Origin of the sequence: Rickettsiella massiliensis 20B (assembly GCF_000257395.1) — a bacterium.
Lineage (GTDB): Bacteria > Pseudomonadota > Gammaproteobacteria > Diplorickettsiales > Diplorickettsiaceae > Diplorickettsia > Diplorickettsia massiliensis.
The window spans coordinates 20,137-42,500 of sequence record NZ_AJGC01000002.1 but is presented as its reverse complement, the minus strand read 5'-3'; the positions used below and the strand labels follow the sequence as shown (position 1 = coordinate 42,500).

Annotated in this window: 22 protein-coding genes, 1 rRNA gene and 5 pseudogenes; 23 read left to right on the top strand and 5 right to left on the bottom strand. The window is 42.2% G+C overall.

Translation table 11 applies throughout. The annotated features are described in order from the left end of the window. Positions 1–138 precede the first annotated feature (138 nt). Positions 139–254 (top strand): 5S ribosomal RNA (gene rrf, locus S3O_RS0105820). Positions 255–388: 134 nt separating this feature from the next. Here the strand turns inward: rrf and S3O_RS0105815 are convergent. From S3O_RS0105815 to S3O_RS20430, 4 genes are all read right to left on the bottom strand, one after another. Then, positions 389–616 (bottom strand): hypothetical protein, encoded by a 228-nt coding sequence (locus S3O_RS0105815; RefSeq protein ID WP_033227399.1) that lies wholly within the window; start codon positions 614–616, stop codon positions 389–391. A gap of 49 nt (positions 617–665) precedes the next feature. Continuing rightward, entirely contained in the window at positions 666–986 is a 321-nt protein-coding gene (locus tag S3O_RS0105810; protein ID WP_010598133.1) for a hypothetical protein, read from the bottom strand. A 98-nt stretch (positions 987–1,084) separates the two neighbouring features. Continuing rightward, positions 1,085–1,747, bottom strand: a complete 663-nt coding sequence (locus S3O_RS0105805) for a gamma-glutamylcyclotransferase family protein (protein WP_192805897.1) — start codon at positions 1,745–1,747, stop codon at positions 1,085–1,087. Positions 1,748–1,949: 202 nt separating this feature from the next. Next, positions 1,950–2,174: a hypothetical protein gene (locus tag S3O_RS20430; RefSeq protein WP_156792859.1), complete on the bottom strand. Its 225-nt coding sequence runs from the start codon at positions 2,172–2,174 to the stop codon at positions 1,950–1,952. A gap of 224 nt (positions 2,175–2,398) precedes the next feature. Between S3O_RS20430 and S3O_RS0105800 the strand changes: the two genes are divergently transcribed. The 22 genes and pseudogenes from S3O_RS0105800 (at position 2,399) to lysS (ending at position 21,499) form a co-directional block, all read left to right on the top strand. Continuing rightward, positions 2,399–2,755 carry an NADH-quinone oxidoreductase subunit A gene (locus tag S3O_RS0105800; protein ID WP_010598131.1) on the top strand — a complete coding sequence of 119 codons (357 nt, stop codon included), beginning with the start codon at positions 2,399–2,401 and terminating at the stop codon, positions 2,753–2,755. Next, positions 2,746–3,237: a NuoB/complex I 20 kDa subunit family protein gene (locus S3O_RS0105795; protein ID WP_010598130.1), complete on the top strand. Its 492-nt coding sequence runs from the start codon at positions 2,746–2,748 to the stop codon at positions 3,235–3,237. The genes S3O_RS0105800 and S3O_RS0105795 overlap by 10 nt, the downstream gene beginning before the upstream one ends. Next, complete coding sequence (locus S3O_RS0105790) at positions 3,230–3,928, top strand: NADH-quinone oxidoreductase subunit C (protein ID WP_010598129.1); 699 nt, start codon at positions 3,230–3,232, stop codon at positions 3,926–3,928. Before S3O_RS0105795 ends, S3O_RS0105790 begins: the two co-directional genes overlap by 8 nt. Next, positions 3,921–5,144: pseudogene (locus S3O_RS11670) on the top strand (NADH-quinone oxidoreductase subunit D); the annotation flags it as partial. The gene S3O_RS0105790 and the pseudogene S3O_RS11670, both read left to right, overlap by 8 nt. Next, positions 5,124–5,639, top strand: coding sequence for an NADH-quinone oxidoreductase subunit NuoE (gene nuoE, locus S3O_RS18865; RefSeq protein WP_235776227.1), 516 nt, complete (start codon positions 5,124–5,126; stop codon positions 5,637–5,639). The pseudogene S3O_RS11670 and the gene nuoE, both read left to right, overlap by 21 nt. Further along, positions 5,629–6,887: pseudogene (gene nuoF, locus S3O_RS13995) on the top strand (NADH-quinone oxidoreductase subunit NuoF). The gene nuoE and the pseudogene nuoF overlap by 11 nt, the downstream one beginning before the upstream one ends. An 8-nt stretch (positions 6,888–6,895) precedes the next feature. Further along, a complete protein-coding gene (locus S3O_RS15540) occupies positions 6,896–7,450 on the top strand; it encodes a 2Fe-2S iron-sulfur cluster-binding protein (RefSeq protein ID WP_010598125.1) in 555 nt (184 codons plus the stop codon). Further along, positions 7,416–8,738: a molybdopterin-dependent oxidoreductase gene (locus S3O_RS13990; RefSeq protein WP_010598124.1), complete on the top strand. Its 1,323-nt coding sequence runs from the start codon at positions 7,416–7,418 to the stop codon at positions 8,736–8,738. The genes S3O_RS15540 and S3O_RS13990 overlap by 35 nt, the downstream gene beginning before the upstream one ends. Continuing rightward, positions 8,735–8,986, top strand: coding sequence for an NADH dehydrogenase subunit G (locus S3O_RS15535; RefSeq protein WP_010598123.1), 252 nt, complete (start codon positions 8,735–8,737; stop codon positions 8,984–8,986). Before S3O_RS13990 ends, S3O_RS15535 begins: the two co-directional genes overlap by 4 nt. 131 nt (positions 8,987–9,117) lie before the next feature. Continuing rightward, entirely contained in the window at positions 9,118–10,131 is a 1,014-nt protein-coding gene (gene nuoH / locus S3O_RS0105770; RefSeq protein WP_010598122.1) for an NADH-quinone oxidoreductase subunit NuoH, read from the top strand. 5 nt (positions 10,132–10,136) lie between these two features. After that, positions 10,137–10,628 (top strand): NADH-quinone oxidoreductase subunit NuoI, encoded by a 492-nt coding sequence (gene nuoI / locus S3O_RS0105765; protein ID WP_408005672.1) that lies wholly within the window; start codon positions 10,137–10,139, stop codon positions 10,626–10,628. Between the two features lie 212 nt (positions 10,629–10,840). Next, a complete protein-coding gene (locus tag S3O_RS0105760) occupies positions 10,841–11,434 on the top strand; it encodes an NADH-quinone oxidoreductase subunit J (RefSeq protein WP_029463680.1) in 594 nt (197 codons plus the stop codon). Beyond that, positions 11,431–11,736 carry an NADH-quinone oxidoreductase subunit NuoK gene (gene nuoK / locus S3O_RS0105755; RefSeq protein WP_010598119.1) on the top strand — a complete coding sequence of 102 codons (306 nt, stop codon included), beginning with the start codon at positions 11,431–11,433 and terminating at the stop codon, positions 11,734–11,736. Before S3O_RS0105760 ends, nuoK begins: the two co-directional genes overlap by 4 nt. A 4-nt stretch (positions 11,737–11,740) precedes the next feature. Continuing rightward, a pseudogene (nuoL, locus tag S3O_RS13985) lies at positions 11,741–13,568 on the top strand (NADH-quinone oxidoreductase subunit L). 18 nt (positions 13,569–13,586) lie between these two features. Continuing rightward, positions 13,587–15,140: a complex I subunit 4 family protein gene (locus tag S3O_RS0105745; protein ID WP_010598116.1), complete on the top strand. Its 1,554-nt coding sequence runs from the start codon at positions 13,587–13,589 to the stop codon at positions 15,138–15,140. A gap of 2 nt (positions 15,141–15,142) precedes the next feature. Beyond that, the gene (locus S3O_RS17320; RefSeq protein WP_029463678.1) at positions 15,143–15,325 is read left to right on the top strand and encodes a hypothetical protein; all 183 of its coding nucleotides are present in this window, start codon (positions 15,143–15,145) and stop codon (positions 15,323–15,325) included. A gap of 169 nt (positions 15,326–15,494) precedes the next feature. Beyond that, positions 15,495–16,337: pseudogene (locus S3O_RS18860) on the top strand (NADH-quinone oxidoreductase subunit N). After that, positions 16,295–16,594 carry a hypothetical protein gene (locus tag S3O_RS15520; protein WP_156792784.1) on the top strand — a complete coding sequence of 100 codons (300 nt, stop codon included), beginning with the start codon at positions 16,295–16,297 and terminating at the stop codon, positions 16,592–16,594. The pseudogene S3O_RS18860 and the gene S3O_RS15520 overlap by 43 nt, the downstream one beginning before the upstream one ends. Before the next feature lie 15 nt (positions 16,595–16,609). After that, a complete protein-coding gene (locus S3O_RS0105720; protein WP_010598113.1) occupies positions 16,610–17,164 on the top strand; it encodes a BON domain-containing protein in 555 nt (184 codons plus the stop codon). Positions 17,165–17,285: 121 nt separating this feature from the next. Beyond that, positions 17,286–18,464 carry a DesA family fatty acid desaturase gene (locus tag S3O_RS0105715; protein WP_010598112.1) on the top strand — a complete coding sequence of 393 codons (1,179 nt, stop codon included), beginning with the start codon at positions 17,286–17,288 and terminating at the stop codon, positions 18,462–18,464. A gap of 147 nt (positions 18,465–18,611) precedes the next feature. Beyond that, positions 18,612–19,706, top strand: a pseudogene (locus tag S3O_RS15515) (PCRF domain-containing protein); the annotation flags it as partial. 278 nt (positions 19,707–19,984) lie between these two features. After that, positions 19,985–21,499, top strand: a complete 1,515-nt coding sequence (lysS, locus tag S3O_RS0105705; RefSeq protein ID WP_010598109.1) for a lysine--tRNA ligase — start codon at positions 19,985–19,987, stop codon at positions 21,497–21,499. 79 nt (positions 21,500–21,578) lie between these two features. On the opposite strand, the gene S3O_RS15510 is transcribed toward lysS, so the two are convergent. After that, positions 21,579–21,812 (bottom strand): hypothetical protein, encoded by a 234-nt coding sequence (locus S3O_RS15510; protein WP_050816848.1) that lies wholly within the window; start codon positions 21,810–21,812, stop codon positions 21,579–21,581. Positions 21,813–22,364: the final 552 nt, after the last annotated feature.

The following is a 22,364-nucleotide window of genomic DNA, read 5'->3' as shown; positions in this document are numbered from 1 at the left end:
TCCAACTGGTTATTTTTAATCAAATTGACAATCAATGAAAGCGACATATCCACATTAAAAATAAAGATACAAACAAACGCTTGTTACAGATTTTATGGTTTAGTAGAAAGCATTTAAAAACGCTTTCGAAATCGATCGCCTGGCGACCTTAGCAAGTAGGTACCACCTGATTCCATCCCGAACTCAGCCGTGAAACTACTTTGCGCCAATGATACTTTGGGGTTCCCCCACGGGAAAGTAGGGCATTGCCAGGCTTCTTACAAAACAAAAACCCCGGTCGTCAAATGACTTCCGGGGTTTTTTTATACCTATATTTTTTTATCTTCGTGCATTGCTTTAAGGGCACACAAGTGATGTTAAGAGAAACAGCGGTGCTACCTGCTTATTATTAGTTTTTTGTTGAAATGTCTCCTCCGTATCCTGAATGCTGAACGGCACGCTGATCAACGTTTTTTGTTGAAATGTCTCCTCCGTATCCTGAATGCTGAACGGCACGCTGATCAACAAGACCATAATAAACCGAATGTTGAGCAATCAACAAAACAGGTTGACGAGCGTCGCCCAACATGTGGTTACGTTGACCACCGACGAAATAACCATTTAAATGTGCATCCAAACGCCTGCCCAACAGTTCAAAGCCTGGGTTCGCTACCCAGAGGTTCGCTTCATGATTCCCACGACTGTATCCACCAAAAAGATAAAATCCAATAATAAAGGCTTTGTTTTGCAGGCCAGCGGTATCCTAAACCTAAATCAGCGTAACCTTGATAATCGCTTCCGAATTCAAGTGTTGGATTTAAGTAAAAAGTATGACCGCTATCACCGAGGAGAGGGAACAAGATATCTGCGTTGCCTAAGGTATAACTGGCCACAGAAAGTTCTCCTGAATAACGGTTTGGTAAAGGTGTAGCATGCAGTGGTAACAAAACAAAGACTAAATTAAGTACGGTAATGCAAAGAATAATAAGGAGAGTGACACGACGCATACCCTATCCATATTAGTTATTAGAATAATGCTATCATCGGTATTAAAAAAGATAAATCGAATTAAAGAGATGGTAGAACAGAACAATACGAAAGAAAATTAATCACGACCTTCTATTTTTACTTGTGAAAACGCTTTAGGTACTTTTTTTGCTAAAAGCGCATCAATTTCGAGTGCTTTGGGTTCAAAAACAAAGGGACGACGTGGATAAAGGCGATCATTGACCCAATATTTAGACCAATTCGTTGTGGAGACCACACATTCTGTTGAAAAATCTTTTAAGTGATATTTTTCAGCAATCTCAAAACAACCCGATAAAAAAACATCTACATAAGATTGGACAATTGGATAGTGTGTTGAGGGGATCGCTTGTGCAGAAGGTTTAAGTATGTAGATCCAAAACTCTCCCACAGGCAACGGCGATCCATCTAATGGTTCAATCGCCGATCGCAAGACTTGTTTTCGACAGTAATAACGTTCACGTTGATCGTAACGAATTAATGATTTTAGACCCTTTACTGAAAAAAAAACGCCGTTAAACTGCCCCAGTCGCTCAGGAATAATTCCAAGGTAGGTTGTACTCAAACCGGTTGAGAGTCCACGGGCGAGCCATCCGCGACGATAACCCGTAACCCGGACTGGTCGACTTTCGCCACTACTTGGATCGGTTTGTCGTTTTGATTTCGATTGAATAATTGAGCCATAACCAATGATATATTGTGCAAGAGTGGGGTTGGGTTTAGGATGACAAATGTTTTGCATTGCTCCGTAGGCAAGTTGGCTGAAGAATAGAAAAAAGAAAGCCAAGCAAATATAACGTAGCACTAACATATTAAAAATGGGTTCTGCTTTTCATGAAATTAAAGCTCAAGGATCATAACGCAGTTTATGGAATTCACTGGTTTTTGTAAACGATACGCTATTTGATAAAGGATAAAAGGGGGAGTGTTTGATGAATACTTCATCAGAAGCGCGATCGTTTGTAATAAAAGGTAGGGAGCGAACGGTGTCTAGAAGGGTTACAAAAACAATCTATTGTGTGATGCAAACAAATTTTACAAAATAATAGAGAATGAAAAGATTGTGCGCACATTTTGACGTTTGGATAAGTCTTGTCCAAGGAAGGCGCGGATTCGCATGAGTGGCGAGGTTCTTTGACAAAGGGGTAAAAAGGATAAGAGAGATCTATCGTTTCTTTTCTTCATGGCTTTTTTCAATACGCGTGAGAATCCGGCCGAAAGAATAAGACAAAAATCTCATGAAAAAGTATTTTTTATCTCTAAATTAATAAAAAACAACCGATTATTTTCATAATCGTCACTTATCCACCTTTTTAGCCAGTTTACGGGTAGAATTATTCACAATGAAAGTTGTATACTACCGCGCAACTCAGTCAAAAGAACAGATATCATCATGTTGCAACCCTATTTTTCAATTCTGATTTTTATGGCTTTTGGCCTATTTATCGGGATCGTTGCGCTGTTGCTTGGTCGTAGCGCCTCCCCTCATCGCCCCGATGTGGCCAAGCTCTCACCTTATGAGTGTGGTTTTCCTGGGGTTGGTAATGCACGCCTTCCTTTTGATATTCGCTACTATTTAATTGCTATCTTGTTTATTATTTTTGATTTAGAAACGGCTTTTTTATTTCCTTGGGCGGTTTCATTAAGGCGTATCGGCCTAGCGGGCTTATCTGCAATGGGACTTTTTCTTGGACTACTTTTAATTGGTTTTATTTATGAGTGGAAAAAGGGGGCTCTGACATGGGAATAGAGTCTGTATTACAACAACAAGGCTTTGTCACCACATCGCTTGACAAACTCCTCGCTTGGGCACGCAGTGGCTCACTTTGGCCGATGTCGTTTGGTTTGGCGTGTTGTGCAGTAGAAATGATGCACTCTGCCGCATCCCGTTACGATTTAGATCGCTTTGGTGTCGTGTTTCGGCCCAGTCCACGGCAATCGGATGTGATGATTGTCGCCGGAACTCTGTGTAACAAAATGGCTCCAGCGTTGCGTAAAGTCTACGATCAAATGGCGGAGCCGCGCTGGGTGATTTCAATGGGCTCTTGTGCCAATGGCGGAGGCTATTACCATTATTCTTATTCGGTGGTTCGCGGATGTGATCGCATTGTTCCGGTGGACGTTTATGTCCCAGGATGTCCACCTACGGCCGAAGCGTTAGTCTATGGTGTTATGCAATTACAAAATAAAATAAAGAAAACCCGTTTTATCGAGCGTGGTGATCATGTCTGAATACCTAACTGAATTGACACAACGCCTTGTTGCTCACTTTGAAAAGTCGATAAGTGCCGTAACGAGTGAGCGAGATGAAATTACTCTGGAACTGATGGCGTGTGATTTGCAAGAAGTCAGTTATCGATTGCGTGATGACCCCGTTTTTAAGTTTGAATTGTTAGTTGATATTTGTGTCGTTGATTATCAAGACTACGGGATTACAGAATGGAAAACTCGTCCAGCCACATTAACGGGGTTTGAGCGTGCTGTGGATAAGAGTCGCCAAAGCCAACCCGTAGTGTGGGATAAGCCGCGTTTTGCAGTCGTTTACCACTTGCTGTCTTTGACACATAATCATCGTTTACGATTACGTGTGTTTGTAGAAGGTGAACCGCCTACGGTGGTGTCGGTCAATGCAATTTGGCCGGCAGCAAATTGGTATGAACGTGAAGCGTTTGACTTATACGGGGTTTTATTTGCAGGCCACCCCGATTTACGACGCTTACTCACTGATTACGGTTTTGTCGGTCATCCTTTTCGTAAAGATTTTCCACTTAGCGGACACGTTGAAGTGCGTTATGATGCAGAACAAGGACGCGTCATTTATCAGCCAGTCACTATTGTGCCGCGTACATTAGTTCCGAAGACGATTCGCCCCCCTTCAAACCATGCGCCGCTTAACCCTTCATCGGAGCAAACCGATGCCTGAAATTCGTAATTACACCTTAAATTTTGGTCCACAACATCCCGCCGCGCATGGGGTATTACGTCTGATTTTAGAGCTGGACGGTGAGGTGATCCAATCTGCAGATCCACATATTGGTTTATTGCATCGTGCAACAGAAAAACTTGCTGAATCGAAACCATATAATCAAAGTATTGGTTATATGGACCGCCTCGATTATGTTTCGATGATGTGTAATGAACATGCGTATGTGTTAGCCATTGAAAAACTGCTCGGAATTACTCCTCCGCAACGTGCGCAATACATTCGTGTTTTATTTGATGAAGTGACCCGGATTTTGAATCACTTGTTATGGTTGGGTGCACATGCCTTAGATATTGGGGCGATGACCGTGTTTCTTTATTGTTTTCGTGAGCGTGAGGATTTAATCGACTGTTATGAAGCGGTATCCGGTTCACGTATGCATGCCACGTATTACCGACCCGGTGGTGTTTACCGTGATTTGCCGAACAAGATGCCACAATATAAAGTTTCTAAATGGCATAATAAAAAAGATGTTCAAAAGATGAATGCCAACCGCGAGGGAGGGTTGCTCGATTTTCTCACGGATTTTGCAAATCGTTTCCCGCAGTGTATTGATGAGTATGAAAATTTGCTCACAGATAACCGCATTTGGAAACAACGAACTGTTGGTATCGGCGTGCTGACTCCAGAACGTGCTGTACAGTTAGGTTGTACTGGTCCGATTTTACGGGGGTCTGGGGTGGCTTGGGATCTGCGTAAAAAGCAGCCTTACGAAGTTTATGATCAGCTCGATTTTGATATTCCTATTGGTCGTCAAGGCGATTGCTACGATCGTTATTTGATTCGTGTCGAAGAAATGCGCCAATCCACACGGATTATTCAACAGTGTATTGCTTGGTTACGTCAGCATCCGGGCCCGGTCATGATTACGGATCATAAAATTGCGCCGCCAAACCGAGTTGAAATGAAAGAAGACATGGAATCTTTAATTCATCACTTTAAGTTGTTTACAGAAGGGTATTGTACGCCTCCTGGAGAAGCTTATGCGGCAATTGAGCATCCAAAAGGCGAATTTGGTATTTATTTGGTTTCAGACGGCGCCAATAAACCGTACCGTGTTAAAATTCGCGCGGCCGGTTTTCCACATCTGGCTGCGTTAAATGAACTGGTTTCCGGGCATATGATTGCCGATTTAGTGGCTATCCTTTCCAGCTTAATAACTCCTGCTGATTTGTTGACCGAATCACTCAAAGCGGCGATTGATCAGCGGGTTGAAAAGTATCCGCCAGAGCGCCGTCAATCGGCCGTATTACCTGCGCTGACTTTAGCACAAGCGTCGAATCAAGGTTATTTATCTCGAGAGTTAATCGATGCTGTGGCTGATTATCTGAACATGTCGCGCGTGGTGGCGTATGAAGTGGCAACGTTTTATTCGATGTATGAACTTGCGCCGGTTGGACGTCATAAAATTGCCGTGTGTACCAATATTTCTTGTATGCTCAAAGGTTGCGATAAAATTGTCCAGCATTTAAAACAGCGTTTGCAGATTGATTGGGGACAAACCACAGCCGATGGCCAGTTCACTTTAAAAGAAGTGGAATGTTTGGGCGCGTGTGTCAATGCACCGGTCATACATATTGGTGAGCGTTACTATGAAAATTTAACGCCACAAAAAACAGACGAAATTTTGGATGAATTAAATGGCCAATGACATTTGTTTTCGGACTTTACATTTAGAAGAACCTTGGAGTTTAGCCAGCTATCGTCAAGTCGGAGGCTATCAAGTCCTTGAAAAAATTTTGCGAGAAAACGTTGCGCCAGAGCAGATCATTGCTGAATTAAAAACCGCTTGTTTACGTGGTCGAGGCGGGGCAGGTTTTCCAACTGGTTTGAAATGGAGTTTTATTACCCGTGCCGCACCGGGACAAAAATATGTGTTGTGTAACTCGGATGAGGGTGAGCCCGGTACGTGTAAAGATCGTGATATTTTACGTTTTAATCCCCATCAGTTGATTGAGGGAATGATTATTGCTGGTTATGTCATGGGTGCGACGGTTGGGTATAACTATATTCGTGGTGAGTATCATGAACCGTTTGTGCGTTGCGAAGCCGCGCTGCAAGAAGCACGCGCGGCCGGTTATCTCGGTAAAAATCTGTTGGGTTCAGGGTTTGATTTTCAGTTACATAATCATCTCGGTGCCGGCGCTTATATTTGCGGTGAAGAAACCGCTTTAATGGAATCTTTGGAAGGTAAAAAAGGATTTCCGCGCTTTAAACCTCCTTTTCCGGCGAATTATGGTTTATATGGCCGGCCAACGACCATCAACAATACGGAAACACTTGCTTCAGTTCCGGTCATTTTACAGCAAGGTGGACAATGGTTTTTAGAGTTGGGTAAGCCTAATAATGGTGGCTGTAAATTATTTAGTGTCAGCGGCCATGTTGAACGGCCCGGTAATTTTGAAATTCCATTAGGCACTCCTTTTGCGGAATTGTTGAAATTAGCCGGGGGGGTCTATGCCGGGCGTAAATTAAAAGCCGTGATTCCCGGCCTGGCGATATCATGCTCAATACCGATATGGATTATGATTCGATCAGCAAAGCGGGTTCGATGTTGGGTTCAGGCGCGGTAATTGTAATGGATGACACCACCTGTATGGTGAAAGTATTAACTCGAATTGCCCATTTTTATAAAGAAGAGTCCTGCGGACAATGTACGCCTTGTCGCGAGGGAACGGGATGGATGTGGCGTGTCTTGCATCGTATTGAAAACGGGGAAGGGCGTATGGAAGATCTCGATTTACTGACCAGTGTGGCTGGGAAAATTATGGGGCATACGATTTGCGCGTTGGGAGATGCCGCAGCGATGCCTGTCCAAAGTTTTATTAAGCATTTTCGTCAGGATTTTATTGACCATATTCAACATAAACGCTGTCCCGTGGGTGATACCCATGAGTGAGTTTTAACGTGAAAAATATAATCGAAATTGAAATCGACGGCCGTTTGTTGCATGTCGAGCAAAACACAACCATTATTGAAGCGGCTGATAAAGTAGGCATTTATATTCCCCGTTTTTGTTATCACAAAAAGCTTTCAATTGCTGCCAATTGCCGGATGTGTTTGGTGGAAGTCGAAAAATCGGGTAAGCCGTTACCTGCTTGTGCAACCCCCGTGACGGCGGGAATGAAAATCTTCACCACTTCCCCAAAGGCGAAAGAAGCACAACGCGCAGTAATGGAATTTTTATTAATTAATCATCCTCTTGACTGTCCGATTTGTGATCAAGGGGGCGAATGTGAACTTCAAGATTTATCATTGGGATATGGCCAATCGATTTCGCGTTTTACGGAAGGGAAGCGTTCAGTTAAGGATGATAATTTAGGCAGTCTGATTGCGACCGAAATGACGCGCTGTATTCAATGTACGCGCTGTGTGCGTTTTGGCCAGGAAATAGCGGGCTTAAAAGAACTCGGTACGATGTATCGGGGTGAAAATTTACAAATCACAAAGTTTAGAATCTGAACTATCGGGTAATATCATTGATTTATGTCCAGTCGGTGCACTGACTTCGAAACCGTTTCGTTTTAGTGCTCGAGCTTGGGAGTTACAACAATTACCTTCCATTGCGCCACATGATTGTTTAGGTTCAAATATTTATTTACATACCCGTCGCAATCAAGTGATGCGCGCAGTACCGAGAGAGAATGAAGCGATTAATGAAACTTGGTTATCTGATCGCGATCGTTATAGTTATTTGGCGATTCACAGTACTGAGCGTTTAACCAAACCCTATATTAAAGAAAACGGGCAGTGGTTTATTGTCGATTGGGATACCGCTTTAGAAAAAGCCGTGCAGGGTTTAAAAAAAATACGCCAAAAGTATGGCCCTCAATCGATGGGTGCTTTAATTTCACCCAGTAGTACCACCGAAGAATGTTATTTACTCCAAAAATTATGGCGAGGCCTAGGTAGCCAACATATTGATCATCGTCTACATCAAACCGATACCTCGGATCAATCCAGCTTGCCGCTCTATTTACCGGGAATTCCGCTTCCTGAATTGGAGCAGCAGCAATCTGTGTTATTGATTGGTTCAAATATCCAGCGTGAACAACCTTTAGCGGCACATCGCTTACGCAAAGCGTATTTGTCCGGGGCAAAAATAACGAGTATTCATTGTGTAGCGATCGGTGTATCATTTCCTTTAACCGAATCGATTGTGGTGCCACCTCACCAGCTTGTCTTACAATTAATTGCCTTAATTAAAGCATTAGCTTGTCAGGAAACTATCCTGCCTAAAGAGTGGTCTGACATCACCGTCACTGCGCAGCATCGCAACATTGCTGAAGAATTGAAAGTTGAAAAAACCACGGTGATATTGGGTGCTTTGGCACATAATCATCCCCAGGCGGCACTCATTCGTCAGCTTGCTCGCTGTATTACGACACAAACCGGCGCACGCCTGATTTTTCTGACCGAAGGTGCAAATAGTGCCGGTGCTTACTGGGCGGGTGCGGTTCCACATCGTTTAGCCGGTGGTATCGATATTGCGACACCGGGATTAGCTGCCCATGAAATGATTAATGCGGCGCTGAAAGCTTATTTTCTTGTTAACATTGAACCACCGCTCGATTGTGCCAACTCTTCACAAGTGACCCATGCGTTGCGACAAGCGGAATGGGTGATTGCGTTATCTTCTTTTAAATCGAAATCACTGCTCAATCATGCGCAGGTTCTTTTACCGATGGCAACGTTTGCCGAAACGGAAGGGAGCTACGTCAATTTGGCTGGAATTCAACAACGCCCGTGATTCCACCCTTAGGACAAGCCAAACCCGGTTGGGAAATTTTACAAACGTTAGGTCAATTACTGGATTTAGATGACTTTGATCAAGCTACTCATCAATTTATTCAGTCTGAGTTAGAAGCAGTAAAACAAAAACCTGAGGTGGTGATGCCTTCAACGCTGTCGACACTTGCCGGATTAACCAATCTTGCGGACTTTGGTGCGTTTACGGGTATTCAACGTCACCGAATGGCCACTTTATCAAGCGGATAGTCTCGTTCGCCGATCAACCGCGTTACAAAATTCGGCGGCAAGTGATTCTATCGGTATTACTATAAATAGTGTTTTAGCGCACCAACGGCAACTCAGTGCAGGACAAGTCGTCCGCGTTGTACAAGGGCGAGGTGAGGCGCATCTCCCGGTTTGGATTAATCGTTTGTATTACGATTCCGTTATTGCTTACGGTTGCTTATTTGACTTTTATCGAGCGCAAGGGAATAGGTTATATTCAATCGCGAATTGGACCGAATCGTGTTGGACCGTTTGGTTTTTTACAACCCATCGCCGATGTAGTGAAACTCCTGACCAAAGAAATTATTCTTCCCACTGAAGCCAATCGCCGTTTATTTATTTTGGCACCAATTATTACTATTGCACCGGCGTTAGCCGCTTGGGCCGTTGTTCCTTTTAGTGAGCGGATGGCGTTGGCGCAAATTAATGCTGGTGTACTGTATTTATTTGCGATTACGTCCCTTGGCGTTTACGGTATTTTAATTGCGGGTTGGGCGACCAATTCAAAATATGCCTTGCTGGGTGCGTTACGTGCCGCGGCACAGACGATTTCGTATGAAATCGCCATGGGGTTTGCTTTTGTCGGTGTTTTATTGGCTGCCGGCTCAATGAATCTCCAGGAGATTGTTCTGAAACAACAAGGCGGTTTTTGGCATTGGTTTTGGTTACCTTTATTACCCTTATTTGTTACCTACTGGATTTCAGGCGTGGCAGAAACAAATCGTGCGCCATTTGATTTGGCCGAAGGGGAGTCTGAAATTGTTGCGGGCTTTCATGTCGAGTATTCCGGTGTGGCTTTCGCGCTGTTTTTCCTTGCCGAATACATGAATATGATTTTGATTGCGGCGATTGCTTCGTTACTATTTTTTGGTGGCTGGTTATCTCCGTTTCAGGGAATTCCTTTTTTAGAAGCCTTATTTTTTTGGGTGCCGGGGATCGCTTGGTTGTTTATCAAAATGGCGAGTTTCCTTTGGTTATTTATTTGGGCCCGTGCCACGTTTCCACGTTATCGCTACGATCAACTGATGCGTTTAGGTTGGAAAATTTTAATACCGGTTACCTTATTCTGGATCGCGGTGGTTGCGATAGCCGTACAATTTAAATTAGCTCCGTGGTTTAGCACATGAACTTGATTAAAAAAGCAGTCCATACATTTAAAACGTATACCCTCTGGGAACTCTTAAAAGGCCTGGGTATTACGGGACGTCATTTGTTTAAGAAAAAAACGACGATCCAATTTCCTGAAGAGGAAACACCGCGTTCAGTCCGCTTTCGTGGATTACATGCCTTGCGTCGTTATCCGAATGGAGAAGAGCGTTGTATTGCCTGTAAACTGTGCGAAGCGGTTTGCCCAGCGTTGGCGATTACGATTGAAGCGGAACCTCGTCCAGATGATGGTTCTCGACGAACCACACTGTATGAAATTGATTTATTTAAATGTATCTATTGCGGATTTTGTGAAGAAGCCTGTCCGGTCGATGCGATTGTTGAAACCAATATCCCGCATTATCATTTTGAAAATCGTGGCGAGCAAGTCATGACGAAAGAAAAATTATTGGCGTTAGGCGATCATTACGAAAAACAAATTGCCGAAGAAAAAGCAGAAGATGCTCCGTTCCGTTAAAGGAAGATTTACTTATTTTATTTGAATGGGCCGCACGAGATTTGACAAAAAATAAAGAACTTAAAACTAGAAAAATGAATGTAATTTTTTTTAAAAAGAGTAAAATTCGCCACATTATCCCGAGCCTGACTTGGCTAAAAGTTGTATCTTGTGGGGGGTTAGGTAACTAACATGACGTATTCTTCTGAAATTTTAGTAGTGTCCTTATGACGATGTCGATTCAGTCACTGATATTTTTTCTCTTTGCTGGGTTACTTATTGTAGCGGCTTTGATGACTGTGCTTTCTCGTAATCCTGTACGTTGCGCGTTAGCGTTAGTGTTGGCTTTTTTTGCCGCGGCAGGTTTATGGATTTTATTAACGGCCGAATTTTTAGGGCTCGTGCTGATTCTTGTTTACGTCGGCGCGGTGATGACGTTATTCCTGTTTGTGATTATGACTTTAAATTTGGAAGTCGCCGAAGGACAAAAGCGATTTACACCCTATTGGCCTTATGTCTTGGTCACCGCCGTACTTTTGCTCGTTGTGCTGTGCTACGTGTTGGGGTCCGATACCGCTTTCTCGACTTGGCATCTTGCTTCATTGAGTCCACACAATACACAAGATTTAGGCGATATTCTCTATACTCATTACGCGTATCCGTTTGAAATTGTCGGTGTTTTATTGCTCGTCGCTATTATTGAGACCATTGCATTAAGCGCAAAAACCAAACGCTTAAATAAATCGATTGCCTCAGAAACTCAAATTCAAGTCACCAAAGCTGAACGGTTACAAATTATTAAGATGGAGGCCCAGTCAAAAAAATGATACCACTTAGTTATTATCTGATTCTTTCTGCGATGGTGTTTAGCGTTGCGTTATTTGGATTGATGATCCATCACAAAAATATCCTGAATTTGTTGATTTGTATTGAATTACTTTTATTGGCAGTCAATCTGAACTTTATCGCTTTCTCACATTATTTTAATGATTTAGCCGGTCAAATTTTTGTGTTTTTTATCCTTGCTGTGGCGGCAGTTGAAACAGCGATAGGCTTAGCAATTTTAATTGTTTTATTCCGAACACTTAAAAATATTGAAATTGATGCGTTGCATCGTTTGAAAGGTTAATGACATGAATTATCAATTACTGACCTTGGCATTAGTTTCTTTTCCACTCTTGGGCGCGTTAATCGCAGGACTGGGTGGCAAAGCTGTCAGTCAGCGTGTCGCACATTCGGTGACAACGCTGGGCGTCACCTTGTCTTTTCTACTCTCGCTTTATTTTGCGTACCAATTTTTTTTTCTACACAGCGCTGCCTACGATGCAAATCTTTATCTTTGGGATTTAACTGCTAAATTTCGTTTTAATATTGGTTTTCTAACGCTTTTTAGTTATATGTCCGCGTTTACGTTCGCGATGCTGATGTTGGTGAGTGCTAATAATTTTTTGCAGCTCTTTTTTGGTTGGGAGGCGGTCGGTCTTGTTTCGTATTTATTAATTGGTTTTTGGTTTAAACGTCCCTCAGCAAATGCGGGGAGTTTAAAAGCCTTTCTCGTCAATCGAGTCGGTGATTTTGGATTTTTACTCGGTATCGCCTTACTGTTTAGTTACTTTGGCAGCCTAGATTATTTGCAAGTTTTTCATTTGGCGCCGCAGTTTCAAGACATCACTGTTCGTCTATTGCCGAATGTGAATTGTGGTTTGATTACGTTGATTTGTTTTCTATTGTTTGTCGGTGCAATGGGTAAATCGGCTCAGGTACCATTGCATGTTTGGTTGCCAGAATCGATGGAAGGTCCCACACCTATCTCGGCGTTAATTCACGCCGCGACCATGGTCACGGCTGGGGTTTATCTGGTTGCCCGTCTTTCGCCTCTTTACCAGTCTTCACCGGAAGTCCTTAACTTAATTCTGATCTTAGGGGGCACGACGGCTTTATTTATGGGCCTGGTTGCATTGGTGCAAAATGATATTAAACGGGTGATTGCCTATTCGACGTTATCGCAACTCGGTTATATGATGGTTGCACTCGGTGCTTCCGCTTACACTGCCGGTATTTTTCAATTTAGTTACTCACGCCTTTTTCAAAGCATTGCTCTTTTTAGCCGCCGGCGCCGTGATTTTAAGCCTTCACCATCAACAAGATATTCGTAAAATGGGTGGTTTATGGAAACGATTACCGCTGACTTATCTCTGTTTTCTCATTGGCGCACTTGCGTTAGCGGCGATTCCACCTTTCTCTGGATTTTACTCAAAAGAAGCGATTATTGATGCCGTTCATGAATCGACGTTGCCCGCGGCCCATTATGCGTATTATTGTGTATTAATTGGTGCATTCGTTACAGCACTGTATATCTTTCGTGTTTTCTTTGTCGTGTTTCATGGACCGTTGCCTAAAGAGTTAACGGTTGAAAAATCACCGCCTGTGATTCAAATTGCTTTAATTGCTTTAGCGATTCCTTCTTTGATTGCTGGTTATTTATTAGTGAATTTATTTTTGAAAAAAGCAGGCTTACTAAGTACTTCGGTGGTCAGTTTAACTTCATTGGCTACGCAAACGACGACTGAGCTTGTTTCTTTGCCGGTAAGGTTAATCCAACATACTGCGACGCTTTTTGCATTCTTCGGAATCGGTAGCGCCTGGTTGGCGTATCGCAAATTTCCGGCTTGGCCGGCTCGCTTAAAAGCGCGGTTTGCTTGGGTTTATCAGATTCTTATTCATAAATATGGTTTTGATGAATTCAACGAGTGGTTCTTTGTTCGCGGTGGACAGCGTTTAGCACAGTGGTTTTTTAAACTGGATGCTCGTTTTCTAGATAACTATTTAGTGGATGGATCCGCACGACGAATTAATTGGTTTTCGCAAGTGCTGCGTCGTCTGCAATCCGGTTATCTTTTCCAGTACGCTTGGATTATGTTGCTAGGCGTGTTGTTGTTTTCCATTATTTTTTTACTATAAACTTAATTACTGTAACAGATGCTATTAAACTTACTGACTTCATTTTCTACTTTTATTCATAGCCATCTGCTAAGTCTGCTGATTTGGTTACCCATCTTGGGAGCGGTGCTTGCGGTGGCTGTAAACGGTGATGAATACCCTCAACGCGCGCGCTGGGTTGCTTTAGTGACTTCACTCGTATCGCTTGCTCTGTGTATACCGCTATATCTTGGATTTGATCCCCATTTAAGCAGTATGCAATTTCAGGAAAATGTTTCTTGGATCAGTGCTTATCGTGTCAATTATGCGTTGGGTGTCGATGGAATTTCTTTGCCATTAATTCTTTTAACTATTTTTACCACCTTGTTGGTAGTGTTAGCGGCTTGGAAAAGTATCAAATTACGTGTTGCCCAGTACATGGCAGCGTTTTTGGTGATGCAAGGAATGATGATTGGTACCTTTGCCGCCACCGACTCTATTCTGTTTTATGTATTCTGGGAAGCGTTACTGATTCCCATGTATCTTAGTATTGGTGTGTGGGGGAGTGCTAACCGTTCTTACGCCTCGATTAAGTTTTTTATCTATACCTTTCTCGGTTCAGTACTGATGTTAATCGGGTTACTTTATCTCGGATTGAAAAGCGGTATTCCGGATTTTACGATTGCCCATTTTTATCCGTTAAAACTGACCATGACCGAGCAGCTTTGGATCTTTTTTGCATTCTTAATTGCCTTTGCTGTCAAGATTCCGATGTGGCCATTTCATACTTGGTTACCGGATGCACACACTGAAGCGCCTGCCGGAGGGTCGGTTGTGTTAGCGGCACTGATGTTAAAACTTGGGGGATATGGTTTCCTGCGTTTTAGTTTACCGATTGTTCCCGATGCGTGTCGTTATCTAGATGTATTCATGATTACGCTTTCACTGATTGCGATTGTATACATTGGTATTGTGGCGTTAGCGCAAGTGGATATGAAACGCTTAATTGCTTACTCATCGATTGCGCATATGGGATTTGTTGTGCTCGGTTCATTTATGTTGTTTGAAATCATCAAACATAGCCATAACACGTTAATGGCTTATATGAGCTTAGAAGGCGCGATGGTGCAAATGATTTCTCATGCCTTTAGTTCTGGGGCAATGTTTTTAGCGGTGGGGATGCTCGCACATCGTTTTCATACCCGGCTTATCAAAGATTACGGCGGACTGGCCTTGCGTATGCCGGTCTTAGCCAGCTTTTTTATGCTGTTTGCGATGTCGAATGTCGGCTTACCGGGTACATCCGGATTTGTCGGTGAATTTATGATTCTGCTGAGTGCGATGCAAGGCAGTTTTTGGATTACATTCATTGCGGCAACCACCCTTATATTGAGCGCCGCGTATACACTGACCCTCTATAAACGCGTATTTTTTGGTGAAATAACCAATCCAAAGCTCGCTCAAAGTGAGGATATTCATGGATTTGAAAAAACAGTTTTTATCCTCTTGAGTGTGGCGATCATTTTCTTAGGGGTTTATCCAGCACCACTTTTAACACTGATGCATGCATCCATGGATTCGATTTTCCATCTGAGTTTACAATCTAAATTATGATTATGTACCAACAACTATTTCAATTTACGGCACTTCCAGAAATTGTATTACTCGTCATGACGTGTGGAGTATTGCTAGTTGAACTTTTCGTTAAACAAAAGGAGGGTATCTTTACTTATACATTGGCGCAACTGAGTTTAATTGTTACGTTAGGGTTAGTGCTATTTTTTTCATCAGATACCTAGCCAGACCCTATTTAATCAACATTTTATTTGGGATCCGGTGAGTTATCTCATTCAAGCCGCCTTACTTTTTTTCTCTTTATTTGCTTTGGTTTATGCGCGTAAAGCGCTAAAAGACTATGCACTAAATCCAGGTGATTTTTACTTATTGGCTTTATTTTCAGTGTTAGGAATGTTGGTATTGACCTCCGCCAATAGTTTACTGACCCTCTATTTGGGCTTAGAGCTGTTATCGTTTCCTTTATATGCTTTGGTAGCGTTACAGCGCCATTCCCAATACAGCGCAGAAGCGGCGATGAAGTATTTTATTTTAGGTGCCTTGGCTTCTGGGTTATTTTTGTATGGCCTCTCTTTGTTATACGGTGCAACCCATTCCCTGATTTTGTCAGATATTCAGCAAATTATTTTACAAGGTAGTCTTGTTTCTCAGCAGGTGCTTGCGTTAGCCCTTATTTTTATTGCAGCCGGATTTGCGTTTAAGCTGGGTGCGGCACCTTTCCATTTTTGGGTCCCGGATGTTTATCAAGGTGCCGACTCCGGTGACCCTGTTTATTAGTGCTGCCCCAAAATCGCAGGTTTGGCGATGGCGATACGCTTGCTCATTAATGCTTTGCCTAGCTTACAGAGTCATTGGCATCCTCTGCTGGCGAGTATGGCGATTCTTTCCTTTGCCTTGGGAAATCTCGTCGCGATTGTTCAAACCAATTTAAAACGAATGTTGGCCTATTCAGCCATTGCCCATATGGGTTATGCCTTATTAGGCTTTGTCGCTGGGTCGGCGTTTGGTTACGCCATGGCGCTGTTTTATATGCTTATCTATGGTCTGATGGCGTTGGGTGCTTTCGCATTGCTAATCGTTGTCAGCCAACCTGGAAAACCGATTGAAGAAGTGAATGATTTTACGAGGGTTGAATGCACGAAGTCCTTGGTTAGCATTTTTAATGCTCCTAATTATGTTCAGGCATTCCACCGATGGCTGGCTTTTTCGCTAAAATGGGTATCCTCCAAGCTTTGATTGAGGCGCACCAACTCTGGTTAGCCACTTTAGCGGTTATTTTTGCGATAATTGGCTCTTATTACTATCTAAATGTCGTTAAAGTGATGTATTTTGAGGAGCCAGAACCCACTTTAATGACAATTCATGTTACTAAAGATGCCTACCTTGCGCTAAGTATTAATGCTATACTATTACTCGTTCTGGGCCTATTTCCCAGTCAGTTGATTTGGCTTACAAAAGCAACTTTTTTAACAATTACTCATCCAGTTTACTAAAGGTGAATTTTATAGATGAAAAAACTTGGCTTGGCTTTATTGTTTACTTTCCTGCTTCAGGGGTGCTTGGCCGGTGCGTTTGTAGCGGGCAGCGCAGCAACCGGTGGTGTTGTGACCGACCCACGTTCCTTAGGAACGATTAAGACGGATGAACAAATTAATTTTAAAGTAAATCGTAAGCTGGTAAATGATCCGGTAATTTCGGCAGTCAGTTACAATCGGGTCGTGTTATTGACTGGCCAGGCTTACGATGAAGAATTGCGTCATAGAGCTGAGGAATATGCGCAAGCTGTTCCAAACGTTAAGCGAGTGTTTAATCGTATTACCCTCGGCATTCCGACTACGGCTTACAGACGTGCCAAAGACATCGCGATAACATCCTCCGTAAAAACGCGGATGTTTGCAGACTCGAGGCTCAAATCGAATAATTTTAAGATTGTGACGGAAAATGGGGTCGTTTATATCTTAGGTTTGGCGACCAAAAAACAAGCCAATATTGCCGTTGCCATTGCAAGAAAAGTATCAGGTGTGCAACAGGTGGTGAAGTTAATTGAGTATAAAGAAGAATAATTTTTTGTTAAAAGGCGAGTGTACGCTTTTTTGTTTGTCCAGTTTAACTGAATAGAAGCGGAACATCGCCTGTTGAAAGACAGGTCTTTTCCGTCTTAACTTATATCAAGAGGTTTCCAATATGCTATTTGGATTGTTAAATTTATCGTTTTGGGGTTATGTGATTGCCCTGTTAATTTTGACTCATATCACTATTGTTGGGGTAACGGTCTATTTACATCGTTGTCAGGCACACAGAGCGCTAGTGCTTCATCCGATTATTAGTCATTTTTTTCGTTTTTGGCTCTGGTTGACAACCGGTATGGAAACCAAAGAATGGGTCGCGATTCATCGTAAACATCACGCCAAATGTGAAACACCCGATGATCCTCATAGCCCGCAGGTGAAAGGGATTCGGAAGGTTTTTTTTGAAGGTGCTGAGCTTTATCGAGAAGAATCGAAAAATGCCGAAACCATGTCACGTTATGGTCAAGGTACGCCTGATGACTGGTTAGAACGTAACCTCTATACGAAACATAGCGTTGCCGGGATTATCACGATGTTTGTGATTGATGTGGTGTTATTTGGTGTGCCAGGGGTGACGATTTGGGCGCTACAAATGATGTGGATTCCTTTATTTGCCGCTGGAGTAGTGAATGGTATCGGCCACTATTGGGGCTATCGTAACTTTGAATGTGGTGATGCGGCACGTAATCTTTTCCCTATTGGTGCATTGATTGGTGGGGAAGAGTTGCATAATAATCATCATACCTTTCCAACCTCGGCGAAATTGTCAGTTAAACCCTGGGAATTTGATTTAGGCTGGTTTTATATTCGTCTGTTCCAAATCTTAGGATTGGCGAAAGTTAAACGGGTATCACCTAAAATGAAAGTGATTCCTGGAAAAAAACAAGTTGATCTTGAAACCTTATCGGGATTAATTACAAATCGTTTCCAAGTGATGGCACGTTATAGCAAAGAAGTGTTGTTACCTGTTTGGCGTGAAGAAACACAGAAAGCGAATACACTAATGAGTAAAGCGTTACTCAAACGTGCAAAAGTGCCTCTGATTCGTTCAGAAGCTATTTTAAATGATGAAAATAAACGTCAAATTAAAGATATTATTGATAAGCATCAAGTCATCGCGCTGGTTTATCAGTATCGTGTTAAACTGCAAGCGATTTGGAATCGTACTACGGCAACACAGCGTGAGCTTTTAGAAGCATTACAAGAGTGGTGTAAACAGGCTGAAGCAACCGGTGTTGAAGCGCTAAGAAAGTTTGCTGTTAACTTACCAGCCGTTGTGACGGAAAAGAAATAAGCATTGATCTTCTAAGAACCTGATTTTTTCAGATGAGAAAATCAGGTTCTTTTTTTGAGTTAAGAAAAACCTTCTGCGTTCGTAGCCAGGTATTGATAAATTAAAGATTGAATAGAGAAAAAGAGAAAAGTTTTTAAGTTAAACATTATGCTTGAAGTTGCGCCGATCATCCAGAAAATAAAAGAACTTGAGCAAAGAACCTCTGAACTGCGGAGGTATCTTTGACTACGATGCCCAATATGAACGCCAACAAGAGCTTGAACAAGAACTCCAAAATCCGGAAATTTGGAATCAGCCTGAAAAAGCCCAAACATTAGGTAGAGAACGTGCCCAGTTAAGTGAATTAATTGATACGTTTAATCAACTTGATCACGCGTTTCGTGAAGGTAAGGAGTTTATTGAATTAGCGCTCAGCGAGGATGATCAAGACCTCGTCCATTCTGTTGTTCGCGATCTAGAACAAGTAGAAAAAAACTTGAAGTTCTTGAATTTAGACGTATGTTCCCTAATCCAATGGATAGCCATTCTGCTTACTTGGATATCCAGGCCGGATCGGGCGGCACGGAAGCGCAAGATTGGGCAGAAATGTTGCTTCGTATGTATCTACGTTGGGGCGAACAAAATAAATTTAAAGTCACCTTAATTGAAGTTTCGGCGGGTGAGGTAGCCGGGATAAAGAGCGCGACAGTTAAGTTAGAAGGTGACTATGCATATGGTTGGCTACGAACTGAAACCGGGGTTCATCGTTTAGTTCGTCTTTCTCCTTTTGATGCCAATAAGCGCCGCCATACCTCGTTTGCAGCGGTTTTTATCTCGCCAGAGGTGGATGAAAATATTGATATTGATATTAATCCAGCAGATTTACGTATTGATACCTATCGAGCCAGTGGTGCCGGTGGCCAGCATGTCAATCGTACGGACTCAGCAGTGCGTATTACTCACTTTCCTTCAGGAATTGTTGTTCAATCACAAAGTAATCGGTCGCAGCATAAAAACCGCGATCAAGCTTTTAAGCAATTACGCGCTAAATTATATGAGTTAGAACAACGAAAACGCGCGGAAGAAAAGCAAAATCAAGACTCATTGAAACGAGAGATTGGCTGGGGCAGTCAAATACGTTCTTATGTTTTGGATGATGCCCGTATCAAAGATTTACGAACCGGTGTTGAAACCGGTAATACGCAGTCTGTACTCAATGGAAATATTAATCTTTTTCTGATTGCCAGCTTAAAATCGGGTTTGTAGTAGGTCTTCTGTCGAGGTAAAATAACCACCGTCTTGCTAGAAGCGGTTTACTTCAACTGAGCGGCCCTTTTATTTTTACTAATGTTTCCAATGCTGTTTGATCGGGATCTTTATCGATCAATAAAGTGAATGTTCAGAAAACAGAAAAAGTGAGTGATAGTGAATGACTTCGCTCTCAGTGAATAAAAAGAAAAGGATACGGTTCTCGTTGGCCACTGATCAGAATGCTTTTTTATCGAATCTAAATATATAAAATTAATGTTGGAATAATCAAAATGACTGATGAAACGCTAACCAACCCGATATCAGATGATGTGTTTGCACAACGTCGCAATAAGTTAGCGCAGTGGCGTGAAACCAACCAGGCGTATCCTAATCAGTTTCGTCGTAATACGTTAGCAAGCGAAGTATTCACTACTTACGAACAGCAAACGGCGGAGTCATTAGCACAAACAAATCAGCCAGTTTGTTTAGCGGGACGCATCTTATTAAAAAGAGATATGGGTAAAAGTCTTTTTTTAGATATACAAGATATGTCTGGAAAAATACAAGTGTATGTTAAAAAAGAAAACTTGTTAGATGGATCAATCGAGGCGGTAAAAAATCTAGATTTAGGGGATATTGTCGGTGTATACGGTTATGTATTTAGAACAAAAACAAATCAATTATCCATCAAAGCCGAACGGCTTGAATTATTAACTAAATCACTGCGACCTTTGCCCGATAAATTTCATGGGCTATCAACGTCCGATAAAGAACAGCGTTATCGTCAACGCTATTTGGATTTAATGACCGATGAAAAAACCCAACAAACGTTCCGTATTCGTTCGCAGTTAGTTCAAGAGATTCGTCAATTTTTAAATGAACGCGGCTTTCTCGAAGTGGAGACTCCGATGATGCATGCTTTACCCGGTGGTGCATTAGCGAGACCCTTTGTAACCCATCATAATACATTGGATATGGAACTATTTTTACGCGTTGCACCGGAGCTGCATCTTAAGCGTTTGGTTGTGGGTGGAATCGAAAAAGTATACGAAATTAATCGTAACTTTAGAAATGAAGGCATTTCAACGCGTCATAATCCTGAATTTACGATGTTAGAATTCTATCAAGCGTATGCGGATTACCATGATTTAATGGATTTAACCGAACAGCTATTACGTCAGTTAGCACAGACTATTTTTAATAAAGCAAAAATTGATTATCAAGGTGAAACCATTGACTTATCGAAACCGTTTCAACGCCTGAGTGTATTAGAAGCGATTCACGCATTTAATCCACAGTGGAGTTTAGAAGAACTGACTACGCTTTCTAGTTTGCAAGCGATTGCTCAAATGCTAAAATTAAAACCAGAAGTGGTGCAGAGTCAATCAATCGGGAAATTACAGTTTGCTCTTTTTGAAGAGACCGTGGAAGAAAAACTCAAAGAACCGACGTTTATTACCGAACATCCGATTGAAGTTTCGCCTTTAGCGCGTCGCAATAGCCAGAATCCAAACTTAGCGGATCGCTTTGAACTATATATCGCAGGCAGGGAATTGGCGAATGGATTTTCGGAATTAAATGATCCAGAGGATCAAGCCGCACGTTTTGCAGAACAAAGTCGCGCTAAAATGGCGGGTGATGAAGAAGCCATGCCTTACGATAAAGATTATATTGTTGCCCTAGAATATGGATTGCCCCCTACAGCGGGAGAGGGTATTGGTATTGATCGACTCACTATGTTATTTACAGATGCTCCTTCAATTCGAGACGTTATTCTATTTCCTTTGTTACGTCCTGAAGATTAGATTCTCGTCGTAGCTCTCTTTTTAGATCGGTAAGTAAAAAAAGAGAGCTACTTTCATTGAAAAATGAATGATCAATCGTTTAACAGATGGTTTGATTTAGACGGTCCACGACTTCCTCGGCAAAGGATTTATTTTCTGTAAGTCCTAAATCAGGTTTACTTAATGGTTCTTTAGGAGAAGGGTCTAACAAGGCATTAAAAAACATCGATAGATGAGTTGAACCGGAGTAGACGCGTTGACTTGGAAAAAACGAAGGTTTCGATGTATCGTGCACATAAGCCGGTTTTCCTTGGAGAATAGCGAGACTAGTCAAAGTAGCGGGGCATACCGAAGCGACACCGTCCGCGGCGGTGGTGATTTGTTCACTACTTAAAACCTTATCTGAATGTTTTGGTATGTTGGTGACATAATTTTGAGAAAATATACCCTCATCAATTTCAGTTAATGAATGATTATCATTGTTCGATATCAGTATTTTAATGTGTGTAGAGAGTGCAGGGAACTGCTCAATGAGTGTGCAAACTCGGTGTAAATAGGCTTGTTTATCGCTTAGCCCAGGATGAATACCTAAACGTAGTGCAAAATTAAAAGAAGGATATGCAGAAAGCCCTTGAAAAAGGGCTGTTAAAAACTCGATATCTTGATCGGGATCTTTGCTTCCCGAAATATATACAAAAGCATCGTGTTCATTGATTTCTAATACTTGGCGTACAGCCTCGGCATCGATGGTTTCCCGAGTGAATGCTTCATCAATGATTGGGTGACCTACCTCACTGACGGTTAATTCACTATTTTTTTCAGTTTATTTTTTGGTGAACAGTCTGTAAAGGGACGAGCCAGTGAATTTGTTTTTGCCAAGAAGAAT

Excerpts from the sequence above, each read along its gene's own strand:
- S3O_RS0105760 (WP_029463680.1), top strand. The coding sequence starts at position 10,841 with ATGTCGATTCAGTCACTGATATTTTTTCTCTTTGCTGGGTTACTTATT.
- S3O_RS0105795 (WP_010598130.1), top strand. The coding sequence starts at position 2,746 with ATGGGAATAGAGTCTGTATTACAACAACAAGGCTTTGTCACCACATCG.
- S3O_RS0105720 (WP_010598113.1), top strand. The coding sequence starts at position 16,610 with ATGAAAAAACTTGGCTTGGCTTTATTGTTTACTTTCCTGCTTCAGGGG.
- S3O_RS0105810 (WP_010598133.1), bottom strand. The coding sequence starts at position 986 with ATGCGTCGTGTCACTCTCCTTATTATTCTTTGCATTACCGTACTTAAT.
- lysS (WP_010598109.1), top strand. The coding sequence starts at position 19,985 with ATGACTGATGAAACGCTAACCAACCCGATATCAGATGATGTGTTTGCA.
- nuoK (WP_010598119.1), top strand. The coding sequence starts at position 11,431 with ATGATACCACTTAGTTATTATCTGATTCTTTCTGCGATGGTGTTTAGC.
- S3O_RS0105745 (WP_010598116.1), top strand. The coding sequence starts at position 13,587 with ATGCTATTAAACTTACTGACTTCATTTTCTACTTTTATTCATAGCCAT.
- S3O_RS0105805 (WP_192805897.1), bottom strand. The coding sequence starts at position 1,747 with ATGCAAAACATTTGTCATCCTAAACCCAACCCCACTCTTGCACAATAT.
- S3O_RS15520 (WP_156792784.1), top strand. The coding sequence starts at position 16,295 with ATGGCTGGCTTTTTCGCTAAAATGGGTATCCTCCAAGCTTTGATTGAG.
- S3O_RS0105790 (WP_010598129.1), top strand. The coding sequence starts at position 3,230 with ATGTCTGAATACCTAACTGAATTGACACAACGCCTTGTTGCTCACTTT.
- S3O_RS0105800 (WP_010598131.1), top strand. The coding sequence starts at position 2,399 with ATGTTGCAACCCTATTTTTCAATTCTGATTTTTATGGCTTTTGGCCTA.
- S3O_RS0105715 (WP_010598112.1), top strand. The coding sequence starts at position 17,286 with ATGCTATTTGGATTGTTAAATTTATCGTTTTGGGGTTATGTGATTGCC.
- S3O_RS17320 (WP_029463678.1), top strand. The coding sequence starts at position 15,143 with ATGTACCAACAACTATTTCAATTTACGGCACTTCCAGAAATTGTATTA.